We start from the raw sequence: 14,357 nt of genomic DNA, 5'->3' as shown, positions 1-14,357 counted from the left end.
CAGCAAACTTCCCCAGCTTTCTAAGGAAAACCCAACTCCTTTTTAACAAGCTTCTTTCTTAAATTCAAAAACTCCGCTATAATAAAGCTATTAGTCGGAAAGAAACGAGGGATTTATTATGTCATTTGATGGCGTATTTACTCATAGCATGGTTCATGAGTTGACAGAAACACTCGTAAGTGGCCGGATTTCAAAAATCCATCAACCTTATGAAAACGAAGTCGTTTTAGTCATTCGTGCGAAAGGTAAAAACCATAAATTATTATTATCAGCACATCCTAGTTATGCGCGCATACAACTATCTACAATTACCTATAGCAATCCAGAAACACCTCCTAATTTTGTGATGATGTTACGAAAATTTCTGGACGGTGCCATTTTAGAAACGATTCAACAAATAGAAAATGATCGCGTGATTCACTTCACCTTTTCAAAAAGAGATGAACTAGGTGACTTACAAAATATTGTTTTGATTGTTGAATTAATGGGACGTCACAGTACAATCGTTTTAGTTAACCAATCTTCTGGAAAAATCTTAGATGCGATAAAACACATTGGAATGAGCCAAAATAGTTATCGTTCGTTGCTTCCTGGAGCAACTTATATTGAACCGCCAAAACCAATGGGACTTAATCCGCTCACGGCCTCAAAAGAAGAAGTCTTTGCGCTTCTTTCTACAGCTCCTGAATTAAACGGACGCTATTTACAACAACATTTCCAAGGTCTAGGCAAAGATACAGCAGACGAATTAAGTGCCCGTTTACTTGCACAACCAAATGAAAAAATGGCCATCTGGACGGAATTTTGGTCCTCAGTCACTGAAGCTGTTGTACCGACATTAACCGTCACTGAAAAAAAAGAATATTTTACGCCCATTCCTTATCAATCATTAGTTGGTGAACAAACAACGTATCCGACACTCAGTGAATTACTAGATGCCTTTTATTCTGGTAAAGCAGAGAAAGACCGTGTCAAACAACAAGGCGGCGAACTAATTCGCAAAATTGAAAATGAACTAAAAAGAAATCAAAAGAAACTTAAAAAATTACAACAAACCTTAGCCGATACAGAAAACGCTGAAAATTACCGTCGCGACGGAGAACTATTAACAACCTTCATGGCACAAGTCCCAAAAGGAGCCACCGAGGTGGAATTACCAAATTATTATGAAGAAAATGCACCGTTGCGTATCTCGCTAAATCCTGCACTTTCACCTAATCAAAATGCACAAAAATATTTTCAAAAATATCAAAAATTGAAAAATGCTGTCCGAGTTGTTAAGACACAAATTCAGCAAACGCAACAAGAAATTTCTTATTTAGAGTCAGTTGTGGCACAACTTGAAATTGCGACACCAATGGACATTGAAGTGATTCGTGAAGAACTGATTGAGCAAGGCTATTTAAAACGTAAAAAAAATAAAAAACAAAAACAGCCGAAAAAAAGCCAACCCGATCTTTTTTATGCCACAGATAGCACACCTATTCTCGTTGGAAAAAACAATTTGCAAAATGATCAATTGACTTTACGAACCGCTAAAAAAACTGATTATTGGCTCCATGCCAAAGATATTCCTGGATCTCATGTAATTATTCGTGACGCACATCCTAGCGAAGAAACCCTTACTGAAGCCGCACTTCTAGCAGCTTATTTTTCAAAATATCGACTTTCTTCACAAGTGCCTGTTGACTATGTCCAAGTAAAACATGTGCATAAACCCAATGGAGCAAAACCAGGTTATGTGATTTATGAAAACCAACGAACGTTATATGTGACGCCAACAGAAGAATCGATCAAAAAAATCCAGCAAAATAAGGCTTCTGCTTCCTAATTATATTAAACTAAAAAACAACGTACTGCCGATTGATCGTACGTTGTTTTTTTGCATTGGCAAAGACATTTATCAAGTGATAAATAACACAAGTAAGCTCAATTAGTTTACAAACTAGCTATTTCTCTCTATACTGACTGTTGGAGGTGAAATTCATGGTCTTTTTACACATTATTTTTGGGATGTTTGCCTTTATTGGCGCTTTAGGTTTAGGTGTCGCCTTCCGCGATAGCTTTACAGAACTTTCAACACCAAAGAAAGCAGCGATTATTTTATCTTACGTAGGTGCGATTGGTTCAACAGTCCTAGGGTTCACATCAGCAACAAAAAATCCATTTGTTTTAGCTGCAACAGTTGTCTTAGTTGTCGCCTTTTCTATTGCTCTTTTCAAAAAAAGCAGTAAAGAAACAAGCAAATAACAAAACCTTTGAAGAGCGGCATAGCGACAAGCTACCCTCTTCCTTTTACATACTATTTAAAGGAGTGAGGCAAATGTCTCTGACTATTTCTGAAGAAGTAAAACAACGTTTAGCCCCTTTCTTAACTGAAACGAACACCTTCTTGTTGGTAGCAAATGACGGCTCTAATCCTTATTCTTCCGCAGAAGGTTGTTGTATGATTGGCGATCGTTTCATTATCGTTCCTGTTGATCAAGCAGAAGCGCCTTATACCGAAACAATTGCTAATGATTCTTTTCACGTCTATACTTCAACGTATGACCAAATGTTTTTAACAGGGCATTTACAGCTAGTGATTCATCCGAATGCGGGAACCATTACTTTAAAAAATGAAAGTGGCATATTAGATAGTAATGTGGACATTTATCAACACTAAAAAAGCAAACAAAACGTTTACGCGTTTTGTTTGCTTTTTTAGTGTTGAAAGGCTTGAAAGGTAGTAATGATTACGTACATCATCCCCGATGCAATAATCGGACCAGCTGCAATTCCTTTTAAAAAAACGACGCCAAGAATCGTTCCAAAAACTAAGGCCACCGTAATCTCAGGCGATTGATTAATTAAACCTACTCCTTTTGAGGATAAAACAGCCACCAGAATTCCACAAAGTATCCCCAGCCATCCCATCGGTGTTTTGAATGATTGAATTAAATCCTTTAAGCCAATTTGTCCTGTAGCAATCGGGACTAAAATGGTAATTGAAATAATTGTGACGCCTAAATTAATGCCTTTATCTGACAACCACGACATGATTTTCGCACTATTTGGTAAAGCTTTTAAAGCAAGCACAACAACTGACGCAATTAATAAACTTTGATTTTTTGCAACAAACGCAATCAAGGCAATCAGTAGTAAAAAAAGCCAACTTTCCACTGGTTGTCCTCCTTTCTGATTTGGTTCTTTCGTTAACCAAACTTTCTTGTCTTTCCTATTTTAGCAAAGAACCTCTTTAATTACCATTCAGCTTCAGTAATTATTGTCTTTTTCACCCGAATCTTGCTTAGAAAAAACAAGTTAAAAATTAATTTTTTCTCATAACAAGCCTTTTTCTCTTTGAAAAATTATTTTATGAAGTATACTAATATTAACTATAAAGTAGTTTACTTGCATTTATACTGGATATTCGATATCCTATTTAAGGCTCTTCAATTGAGCGAGCATCACAAAAGACATTTTAGTAGCAATTCTTGGGGAAGTAGTGCTACTAAGATGTCTTTCCTTTTTTTATTTTTACTAACAATATACGTTTCTTATATTAAAATTCACAACTCTTTATAAATAAAAGCGCCTGCCCCACAGTTGTCTGGACTGTGGGGCAGGCGCTTTTCAAGTCATTTAAACACGCTTTAGTTTTCTTTCAAACGATAAACACTTGGACTTGGGTTAAGAAAACCTGCTTCTAAAATTTCGATGTTAGTTAATGCTTGCTCTTTAGTTACTAGTTGCGGTGCACCATTTTTCAACGTTTCATAGACGGCATCATAATAACGACCGTAATCACCTACAGGCGTTTTAATTTGTTTTTTAATCCAGTCGCCATTGCCATTACGGTAGGTCACTTCTCCATAATACATTGGTGAATCTTCTCCAAAGCCTGGTGCATCCGGCATGATTCCGGCTTTTAAATCATTTTCTTGTTGATCTTCGCCATATTTGATGAACGAGCCATTGCTGCCATGAACAATAAAACGTGGATACGGACTAGCGACAGAATGATTCGTTTTAACTTTTACTTTTAATTTTGAACCATAATGTAAATCAACGTCAAAATAATTATCGACTGCCTCGCTCACTTCATTATTACGAATATCATAAGTGACTTGATCTGGACGCCCGAAAAGAGCAATCATGCGATCCATTAAATGAATGCCTAGTCCGTAAAACGAACCATTTTCTTTAGGTCCTTGTTCCGTGATACTTCCTGGTCGATAATAATCAATATGCGTTTCCACTTCATTGATTTCTCCTAAAAAGCCTTGCTCTACTACTTGCTTCATCGCTAGGTAATCGCCGTCGAAACGTCGATTTTGATAAGGCATCACTACTACCCCTTTTTCTTGCCCTAATGCAAATAATTCCTCTGCGTGTTCTAACGTATCACAAAATGGTTTTTCCACAATCACTGATTTACCAGCTAAAATGGCTTGTTTGGCTAAATCATAATGTGTATGCGCAGGCGTACAGATTGTGATCAATTCAATTTCTGGATCCGTCAATAATTCATTAAGGTCAGTGGTAAAATTTACGCCTTTTTCTTTAAAGGGCGCTGCTGCTTTTTCATTAACATGTAAATCGAAAATCGTTTTCACTTCTAGTGTTTCTCGAATCATTACGTAAGGTAAATGGTAGCGGTTGGCACTTTTACCAAATCCAATAAACCCCATTTTTACTGTCATATTTTCCACACTCTTTTCTTATAATTAGATAAGTCCATTTGTTTCAATGACTTTTTGATACCAATAATAACTGTCTTTCGGGATTCTTTCTAAGGAACCTTTTTGTGTTTCATCTTGATCCACATAGACAAAACCATAACGCTTTTGATAGCCGTTAAGCCACGACAGTAAATCGGTGTAACTCCATGTACAATAACCAATAACTGAAACGCCATCCGTAATCGCCTCTTGAATCGCTTGGATATGGCTTCGCAAATAATCAATGCGATACGTATCGTGAATTTGTTTATCTTCTGTTAAGGTATCATATTCGCCTAACCCATTTTCAGTAATTAAAATAGGCACATGATAGCGACTAGCTAATCGTCGTAAGGCAATTCTCAAACCTTGCGGGTCAATGGCCCAATCCCAGTTCGTTCGTTCAACATATGGATTATTTACTTTTTTAAATAAACCCGGTACCCCAGATTCCGTTTCAGAACCCTTTTCACCCGTTGTATTCATCTTCCCTATTCCAACACCATCTAATGGATTAGCAGCAACCGTATCCGTCCGATAATAATTAATACCTAGAAAATCAGGTTTGGCTGAACGTAGTAACGCTAAATCGCCCTCTTTTATCGTTGGGGCCACACCTTGCTCCTGTAAGTAATTTAATGCGGCAATTGGGTATTCTCCCCAAAGATAGACATCTAACCAAAAATGCGACAACAAATCTTCTGCATTTTCTGCCGCCAAAACATTGGCAGGATGCGCATCAACGGCATAAACAGGCGTATAAGCAAAGCTAGGGCCAATTTTGCCAGGCATTTCTAATTCATGAAACGCATTAATCACTGCTGCATTGGCTAAATTAGCAATATGATTGGCCTCATACATCCGTTTATTATCTGTTACGCCGGGAGGATGCACGGCTAATTGATAACCTAACGAAGTAAACACATTTTGTTCATTTAAACTAATCCAATAGCGAACTTTGCCACGGAAAGCGTCAAATAAAATCTTCGCATAGGCCACAAAATCATCAATAATTTTTCTTGATTCCCAGCCACCATATTCTTTTTGCAAAACAGCTGGCAAATCCCAATGATACAAAGTTACCATTGGTTCAATTCCTGCCGCTAATAACTCATCAATTAAATCTGAATAAAATTTCAGTCCCGCTTGATTTACTTGACCACGTCCTTCAGGTAAAATTCGTGTCCATGCAATCGAGAAACGATATGCTTTTAAACCTTGTTGTTTCATTAAAGCCACATCTTCTTTGAAACGATGATAATGATCGACGGCTAAATCACCAGTTGTCTCTTTGAACGTTTTTCCTGGTAGCCGAACAAATTCATCCCAAACAGAGGCGCCTTTGCCGTCTTCATTCCAAGCACCTTCTACTTGATAAGCTGCCGAAGCAGAGCCCCATAAAAAATCTTGCGGAAATGCTTTTAGTTGGTGATGTTCCATTGTCATACCTCCCTCTTTTCTGTGCTGCCCTTTTATTGTAAAAGGTTTTCACAAAAAGTACCAATCAGATCAATAAGTTCTTCTGTTTACTTTTAAAACTATATAGTTTTAAAAAGAATAAGTCAACTACTTTTATTTAAGTACTTGATTATTAAGTGGTTACGTTAAAAATAAATATATAGTTTTAACATGTTAAATTCATGGTATAATGAGAGAAATACTGGTGATAAAGGAGGACTCTGATGCGGACAAATACACGTTATAAAGAAATTTATGCAGCTATAAAACAGGATATTGAAGCAGGTGTTTATCCCATTAATCAAAAGTTACCCCAAGGTCGTCTTCTTGCAGAAAAATATCAGGTCAGCGAACTAACCATTACAAAAGCCTTACATTTGCTTGTGCAAGAAGGTTATGTTGTCAGACGACGTGGCTCGGGCAGCTTTGTTCAAGACTTTCAAAATCGAACCATTACTAAATTTTCTCCGTTAACCGGCACTTACTCAACCTACGATGGAAAAGTTGAATCCGTGGTTTTAGGCTTTGCAACAGAAGTACCTGAGCCTTGGGTGACTGAAAAATTAAGTATTACAGAAGAAGAGTTAGTCTACAAAATTATTCGTTTACGGATTATCGAAGATGTGCCCTCAATTATTGAATACACTTGGATGCCCGTTGCTTTAATTCCGAACTTGACAATGAAAGAATTGAAAGTCTCCATTTATCAATATATTTCGGAACAATTGCATCAAAAAATTCAAAGTGCGCGGGTCAGCATTTCTGGGATCCGTCCTTCTGCGTTGGAAAAAAAATATTTAAACTTAACCGATAATGATTTCCTGATGCGTGCAGAACAAATTGCTTACCTAGGCAATGGACATATTTTTGAATACTCAATTGCGAATCATATTCCTAGTGAATTCACTTTTGAAACTGTCTTAATTGCAGAAAAATAGAAAACTTTTATGTTGCCATTTCTCATTTCTAACAAAATGATCTCTTTACTTTGAGCCAATACTTTTTGTTAGAAATGTTTTTCTGTTAGTTAAAAATATTTTTCAAATTATATTTCCAAACATGAATTTTGATAAAAGTATTGCTATTTACTAGAACTACGATTAAAATATTGCTTGTAGCACTCTTTTTTATATAGATACAAGCAATTTGTTTTTTACATAGTCAATCAACCAAAGTGAGGACTTTATATGAGGAAACCCTACATTTTAATGAGCTTACTCGTTCTAAGTACCTTATTAAGTGCTTGTTCAACTGTAAGTGGCAGCCCAGCAAGTCAAAGTGCGCCCGCACCTGATGAAGTGTTGGCGACAAGTATTGGGACGTATGAAAATCGAACATTGTTGGTTCCAGATGGACGTTTAGCCTTAACTGCCTTGCATAAAGGAAAAGATTATCAAGGCAAACCAATGTTTTATGTCCTGTTTGAATTAACCAATACAACCGAAAAAACACAAAATATTCAGCTAATGATTCAAAGTTTTATGGAAGTTAGCCAAACTGTCCACGGAAAAGCCCAAAATTTACAATATGCAGTCTTAACAGATTCACCTTTCCAAGACAAATTAGATCGTTTAGCAGATGAAATCAATCCTGGTGAAACAATCCAAGGCGCTTACCCGTATGAATTTATTAATGAGAACAAGCCGGTCCATTTTAAATTTAGAGATCGCCTTCTCAGTCTGGATGAACCCATTGCATCAGAAGAAATTACCATTACAGAAAAAAGTTTGGTCCGCTAGCTTAGCTAGCATTGGACCAAACTTTTTATTTATTATTCAGACGGAAAAGATTCTCCTTCTATAAAACGTGTGTAAATGTGTTCGCTCTCAGCAGCTTCTCCCCGCATTAAATGAATAATTTTCTCTGCAGCCACCATGCCCCATCGATGTTTAGAATAGGCAATTGTTGCTAATCGCGGTTGCACAAACGCACCTAGTTCAGAATTATCAAAACCAATAATCCGAATGTCTTTCCCCATTTGGTAATTTGTTTCTGCAACATATTTATAGACACCGATCGCCATTTCATCATTAAAAGCAAAAACATCGACTGGTTCTGTCTGTGGTTGACTCAAAATTTTTTTAGCAGCCGCATAGCCAGAAGGTTCGGTAAAATCGCCTTGGATAATTTCATAAGGTATCCCAAAACGAGTTAATTCTCGTGTACTAACAGCCAATCTTTCTTGGCTATCATAACCTTTTTCTGGTCCAGAAAGCAGAAGAACTTTTTTTGAACCCACATTGACAAATTGCTCAATTGCCTGCGTGGCACCGCCACGATTATCCAAGAGAACTTGCCGAATATTCCTATGCTCAGTGGTTCGATCAAGGACAACGATTGAATGGCCTCGTTCAGCAAACTTTTCAATTTCTTTTGTTGGAAATGTCCAATCTAAAATAATTGCCCCATCCACCATTTTTTCAGGAATGAAAAGATGTGACTTTTTACCGCTGCAGACAATCATCTCATAATCAAACAGTGCTAAGCCTTTCTTAATTCCCTCCAACAATTCACCATAAAAACTACCGCCATAATCGGCCAAATAGACACCAATAATATTGGTTTGACGACGTTTTAATGTGCGAGCGGCCATGTTAGGAACATAGTTTAGCTCTTCAGCAATTGCTTGGATGCGCGTTCGTGTTTCTTCAGTTACCTTTGAACTCCCATTCAATGCGTAAGAAACGGTCGAGATTGATACGCCTGCTTTTTTTGCAATATCTTTAATTCCTACCATGGACTACTCTCCTTTCTAATGGTAAATTTCAATAACACTTGCTTCATTTAATAATGAAAGCACCTCGTCTTTTTGAACTTCCATTCCCCCTTCTCGATAAGGGTTTTCTTCAAACTTAAACGGAACCTCTTGACCATCAATAACTATTTTCGCTGACTGATTTGGATAAAATTTATATGTGACAGGTTTATCAAACAATTGGTAAGTTAGTGCTAAACCAGACAATTTTTCTGGTAACACGGGATCGAAAACCACACTTTGGGCCTTTTGCCGAATCCCTAAAACAGCTGTAATTAATTGATTTAAATAAATTCCCGGCCCGCTTGAATAAATTCGCCAGCCACCTTTTACCCCAATACTTCCATCTTTTAGTTTACCAAAATTTTCTTGTGATTCATACCTTGTTTTAAAATCGCCATCGGAACTACTAAAATAGGCATTGGCTTGGCGTAACTCTGCATTGTGAACCACTTCTTTTAATTGAACTGGATTGATTTGCATTAATGCTTGCCAGGTTTTGTCTCGCTGACCAATTTTCGCCATCGCTTCTGTATAGCGAATGTGCGCATGAACATACTGTAAACCAATTTCGCGACCAAAATTAGCCGCCTGTTCTGCTCGTTTAAAATTAGTGCTCACACCGCCTCGATAGTTCGCTGGTTTGTTCATTAAACGCACGCCATCAGGAAACGTTAATTCTTTTTCAATAATTTCTAAATGATGACTTACTTGTTCCGGTGTTAATAATTCAGCTAACATACTACGAGTCATTGGCAATAATCGATATTGAATCCCTGTTTTTTGGTCATTTGGGTGAATCATTTGTTCAAAAGTTTCTGGCGTTTCCATATAAATAAACCCTGGAATCGTTTCATCCGCCAACATATATTTTTGAAAATCGTTCTTTATTCCTGCGACTAAAATTGTTAAGTGCTGACTATAAGTAGCATCGATTTCCGTAATTAAAGCCGCAAATTTTTTCAACACTTGATACGTTAAGGCAACGGTCCAACTACTAGCCATTTGCTCTTTAAGACGATTATCATAAGGTTGTAACGTGTCATCCCAATCGCCGTCACCGTAACAGGATAGAAAAGTTTCTGGTAAAAAATGTTGTTCAATATAATTTATTTCTTTTTTCAAATGTTCAAATAAAGATGCTGTTTCTTTTGTTTTGTGATTATCTTTGCGACTTGTATAAGGGATTTCCGTAGCTAAGATTGAATAATCTGCAGTTTGTTCCAAATAATCAGTCACTACTTTCAATGGCCAGACGATAATATCGCCATGGCTTTCACTGGCTTTTTGTTCTTCGTATCGGTCAAACATAAACCATTGCGGCCAGTTGCCATCGTCCTCAAATTGATTTTCAAATAGATGCTGAATAATGGAGGCCACGATCTTAGGCTGTTGCGTCGCAAAGAAAAATTCTGTCGGTCCTTGCGACACATCTCGTGTGCCCCAAGCTGCTCCACCATACTGTTCTAAGCCATGTGGCGACAAATAATGAACGAGCATATTATGAGTATACCAACGAGTTAATTGATTCATTTGCTGCACACTTGAGTCTGTGTGTGTTAACTCAAAATGATGTAACAAGCCATTAATGAATGCTAAATATTGACTTTCTGCTTTTTCAAAATCTAATGGTGTATTGACTAATGCTTGGTCCTCTATACTGCCCGTAATAAGTAGTGAAAATTTTTGGGTCTTTTCGATTGCCAAGACTAATAAGTCTGCTTCAGCTCCACCAAATAATGTGCTATCGGTTACTTGAAATGATTTATCAACTGTCAATGCATAGGTTAGTTCTGGGTAATAATTTTCTGTAGCAGAATGATTTCCCGTCACTCGAAGTGTTTTGCCAGTTTGTTCTAATTGATAGGTTGGGACTTCTTCAGGTCCTAATAACAAATGGTTAGAAACAGCCCACATATATGCATCCTTTTGACTGGTCACTTCCAATTGAATCACTCTTGAATCAGGCGAAGTGAAGGTGCGCACTCGAATTGTATCCTTTGGCAACTTATAATACCACGTAGCAGAGTTCAACCCCATTTCAAAAGCAGAAGGCATTGTTAGTAAGCGCCATAAGCCATTCTCTAAAATGTAGATTCGTTGACCAGAGCGTTTCATAACGTTTAAAGCGTTTCGGCTATTACTCATTAATTTGTTCATGGTCGTATTTCCTAAAACTACTTGTGAATTGAAAATGCCATACATATACACTGTCGTACTAAGCAAAGGTTCGTCAACCGTTAAGCCTTTACCACTTAATAAAATGTGGCCATGCGCTCTTTCCATGGCAATTTCTTTTTCTTGAAGTACAACGTGATGGTAATTTTCCGTGAAAAAGGAATACGTCTGACCTGCTACTTTTTCAATTTGTGTCTGAATGGGATAAAGTGCAGCCAACTCTTCTTCTGTTAATGGATTTCCTGTGATAGGTTCTCCTAAAAGTTTCGGAGGAAAGTCCTGTGTTTCTTCTAATGAATCGAATGTCACAGTTTCATAAATAGCTTGTAAGTCTTCTTTCGATAAAAAAGGTTCAGCTAATGCTTGCGGCTGTGTTTCTGTTACCGCACCATAAAAAACAAATTCCTTACTTTCATTCGTTAATTGGACGGCTTCCGTTTGTAAAGCGGTGTAAGCAAATTCATATTGATAGACTTCATTTGCTAAATATCTTTTCCCCAATGCTTCTGGTGTGTTTGTTTGTTTAAATGAACGTCCGAAAAATTGATAGCCGTCCGTTGAGTAGCCTACTAATTTTTGAAAACTCCCTTGAATAAGGGCTGGAAACTTCTCATTTTGCGGTTGATTTTGTCTTGATAAAACAACAAGCTCTTCGCCCTCTTGCCAAATGTGATGATCAAGATACTGCGAAACATACGCTTCATTTGACTGAACGGCTCCTTTTGTCGCTAAGCCAATATCTTGACCATAAACAATATCTACTAAGCCAGTTCCAGTGACATTAACCCGCCAGAACCATTGATTGCTTGGCCCCAAACGAAAGTCAACTTGGTAACGAACCGCTTCAAATTCACCCCGCCATGTCAATTGATTATCTGAAAGATAAAACTCACTTTGACTGTTGGAACCAATCATTGGTCGATAATTAATTGTGTCCCCTGTAATTATCCGCAAATAGAGTTGGTTCATACTGCCGTCTAAAGGATTACCTTCTAATTGATTAATCATCATGCCACAGCTATTCAATTCTTTTAAATCACCTGTCTCTAGAAATGTAGCAACTGTGTCTGCTTGCTTAAGCTTCTTTATCTGCATAACTTATCCTTCCCATCTTATTCATTTAACGTGACTGTTGCGGTTTGTACATCGCGACTATTTCCACCAATCATTACGATAAATTCACCTGCATCACTGGTTACCTGATTATCTGAATGAACATAGCGCACCATATCCTCTGAAAGAAGAAACTGAACTTCTTTTTCTTCCTTTGGTTCCAGCCAAACTTTTTGGAAATCTTTTAACTCTTTAATTGGGCGAACCACTTGTCCCACCAAATCACGTACATAAAATTGCACGGTTTCCTCTCCAGCGATTGGACTGTCATTTCTTACTAAAACAGAGACCGTGACTGGTTGTTCTTTGGTAAATGTTAATGCACTTAGTTGAATTGGTTGATAAGAGAAATGACTATAACTTAAGCCAAATCCAAAGGGATATTTAGCGTAATTAGAGACATCTAAATATTTAGAAACATATTTTTCTTCTGGTGCTGACTCATAAGGACGCCCAGTATTGTCGACATTGTAAAAAATTGGCACTTGACCAACCGTTTCTGGAAACGACATACTTAAACGACCACTTGGATTGTACTCTCCCCACAAAATTTCTGCTAGCGCATTGCCCCCTTCTGTTCCAGGTTGCCAAGCTTGCACAATTCCTTTTGCAACATCTATCCCTTGTAAATCTAAGGGCCGGCCACTGTAGACCGTGACAACAACATTGGGATTTTTCTCAATAATTTGTGCCACTACTGCTAATTGTTTTTCGGGTAGACGAATATCACTGCGACTGGCAGCTTCCCCACTCATCCAATCTGTTTCGCCTAGTGCCACTACTACTTTATCTGCTTGACTAGCTAACGTTAAAGCCTCTTCAATGGCCGCCGCGGTCGGTTCAAAGTAATCAAAGGGTTCTTGGGCAACTAGAAGATTTGTGGTTAATTTTTGGGCACCAGCCACGAGGGAAATGGCTTCTTCTTTCTTTCCTTGCCATGACCAAGCCCCTAAAATATCTTGTGATTGGGCCCCTGGGCCGACAAGCGCGATTTTTTCTTGCGGTGTAAAAGGCAAAATATTTTCATTTTTTAAAAGAACCATTGATTTTTGAGCAATCTTTTTAGCTATTTCTCGATGTTCTTTGCTTAAAATCACTTCTGCTTCCGCTTGTTCATCCGCACCACGATAGGGATTTTCAAATAAGCCTAGCTCATTTTTTAGTTTTAAAATTCGCATAACTGCTTCATCAATAAGTGTTTCAGCAATCCGGCCTTCTTCAAGTAATTCTTTTAAATAATCTGGATAACACGTGGTCATCATTTCAATATCTACACCAGCTTTGATAGCCAATTCTGCTGCCTCTTTTTCATCTTTGGCAACGCCATGAGGAATTAATTCTTTAATCGCTCCCCAGTCTGAAATCACAACTCCTTCAAACCCAAATTCATTTCGTAATACGTCTCTAAACAGCCATTGGTTGCCTGTAGCAGGAATCCCATCCACTGTATTAAAGGACGTCATGACAAGTTTTGCACCCGCATCTAATCCAGCTTTATAGCCAGGTAAATACATTTCTCTTAGCTGCCGTTCAGACATATCTACCGTATTATAATCCCGACCAGCTAAGGCACCACCATATGCCGCAAAGTGCTTCACGCACGCGGCTACTCGCCAATTGTCCTCTTTTAAATTTTCTCCTTGGTAACCTCTAACCATTGCAGCAGCTAAGCGGCTGTTGAGTAATGGATCTTCACCTGTTGACTCCATGACACGTCCCCAACGTGGATCGCGCACTAAATCAACCATTGGTGAAAAGGTTACATGTAATCCTGAAACAGCAGCTTCTTTTGCTGAAATCTCCGCCATTTTTTCAACCGCTGCTTCATCCCAAGTGCTTCCTAAAGCCAAAGGAATCGGAAAGATGGTTCTGAAACCATGAATAATATCCGCCATTAAAAGTGTTGGAATATTTAATCGATGATTTTGCATATATTCTTTTTGAACACGTTTTGCTTCGTTTGCACCGGAAACACCTAGTGTTGTCCCCGCCGTATCAATCGTTTCTTGACTTAGTCCTAGCTCTGACATAGGGCCGGTCTTTTCTTCTGCTTTATCTGAATAAAACGCTGCTGCTAATTGTAATAATTGATTAATTTTCTCATCAATTGTCATTTCTTCGACTAATTGAATCAGTTGATTTTCTTTCAT

11 protein-coding genes are annotated in these 14,357 nt (G+C 37.9%); 5 read left to right on the top strand and 6 right to left on the bottom strand.

All coding sequences use genetic code 11. From position 1 onward, the window contains the following. The first annotated feature begins 118 nt into the window (after positions 1 to 118). The 3 genes from efbA to IGK03_RS05510 all read left to right on the top strand — a co-directional run bounded on the left by efbA (position 119) and on the right by IGK03_RS05510 (position 2,665). Entirely contained in the window at positions 119 to 1,831 is a 1,713-nt protein-coding gene (gene efbA, locus IGK03_RS05520) for a fibronectin-binding protein EfbA (protein WP_002393195.1), read from the top strand. A gap of 155 nt (positions 1,832 to 1,986) precedes the next feature. Beyond that, positions 1,987 to 2,250, top strand: coding sequence for a hypothetical protein (locus tag IGK03_RS05515; RefSeq protein WP_002381957.1), 264 nt, complete (start codon positions 1,987 to 1,989; stop codon positions 2,248 to 2,250). Positions 2,251 to 2,323: 73 nt separating this feature from the next. Further along, a complete protein-coding gene (locus IGK03_RS05510) occupies positions 2,324 to 2,665 on the top strand; it encodes an iron-sulfur cluster biosynthesis family protein (RefSeq protein WP_002391631.1) in 342 nt (113 codons plus the stop codon). A gap of 38 nt (positions 2,666 to 2,703) precedes the next feature. Here IGK03_RS05510 and IGK03_RS05505 read toward each other — a convergent pair whose 3' ends face one another. The 3 genes from IGK03_RS05505 to IGK03_RS05495 all read right to left on the bottom strand — a co-directional run bounded on the left by IGK03_RS05505 (position 2,704) and on the right by IGK03_RS05495 (position 6,143). Further along, the gene (locus tag IGK03_RS05505) at positions 2,704 to 3,162 is read right to left on the bottom strand and encodes a DUF441 domain-containing protein (RefSeq protein WP_002357887.1); all 459 of its coding nucleotides are present in this window, start codon (positions 3,160 to 3,162) and stop codon (positions 2,704 to 2,706) included. A 473-nt stretch (positions 3,163 to 3,635) separates the two neighbouring features. Next, the gene (locus IGK03_RS05500; protein ID WP_010712336.1) at positions 3,636 to 4,685 is read right to left on the bottom strand and encodes an oxidoreductase; all 1,050 of its coding nucleotides are present in this window, start codon (positions 4,683 to 4,685) and stop codon (positions 3,636 to 3,638) included. Positions 4,686 to 4,709: 24 nt separating this feature from the next. Next, on the bottom strand, positions 4,710 to 6,143 hold the full coding sequence (locus IGK03_RS05495) for a glycoside hydrolase family 1 protein (protein WP_010713484.1): 1,434 nt from the start codon (positions 6,141 to 6,143) through the stop codon (positions 4,710 to 4,712). A 242-nt stretch (positions 6,144 to 6,385) separates the two neighbouring features. Between IGK03_RS05495 and IGK03_RS05490 the strand changes: the two genes are divergently transcribed. Next, a complete protein-coding gene (locus tag IGK03_RS05490; protein WP_002366529.1) occupies positions 6,386 to 7,099 on the top strand; it encodes a GntR family transcriptional regulator in 714 nt (237 codons plus the stop codon). Positions 7,100 to 7,369: 270 nt separating this feature from the next. After that, complete coding sequence (locus IGK03_RS05485; protein WP_002384665.1) at positions 7,370 to 7,900, top strand: DUF5067 domain-containing protein; 531 nt, start codon at positions 7,370 to 7,372, stop codon at positions 7,898 to 7,900. 32 nt (positions 7,901 to 7,932) lie between these two features. Here IGK03_RS05485 and IGK03_RS05480 read toward each other — a convergent pair whose 3' ends face one another. Genes IGK03_RS05480 through IGK03_RS05470 form a run of 3 tightly spaced genes read right to left on the bottom strand, consistent with a single transcriptional unit; the run spans position 7,933 to position 14,357 of the window. Then, complete coding sequence (locus IGK03_RS05480; RefSeq protein WP_002363772.1) at positions 7,933 to 8,898, bottom strand: LacI family DNA-binding transcriptional regulator; 966 nt, start codon at positions 8,896 to 8,898, stop codon at positions 7,933 to 7,935. A 15-nt stretch (positions 8,899 to 8,913) separates the two neighbouring features. Then, positions 8,914 to 12,189 carry a GH36-type glycosyl hydrolase domain-containing protein gene (locus IGK03_RS05475; RefSeq protein WP_202334807.1) on the bottom strand — a complete coding sequence of 1,092 codons (3,276 nt, stop codon included), beginning with the start codon at positions 12,187 to 12,189 and terminating at the stop codon, positions 8,914 to 8,916. A gap of 17 nt (positions 12,190 to 12,206) precedes the next feature. Next, positions 12,207 to 14,357 (bottom strand): glycoside hydrolase family 3 N-terminal domain-containing protein, encoded by a 2,151-nt coding sequence (locus IGK03_RS05470; RefSeq protein ID WP_202334806.1) that lies wholly within the window; start codon positions 14,355 to 14,357, stop codon positions 12,207 to 12,209.

It is taken from the genome of Enterococcus sp. DIV2453a (assembly GCF_050533535.1).
GTDB classification, from domain to species: Bacteria; Bacillota; Bacilli; order Lactobacillales; family Enterococcaceae; genus Enterococcus; species Enterococcus faecalis.
This window is presented reverse-complemented; position numbering and strand designations above follow the sequence as displayed.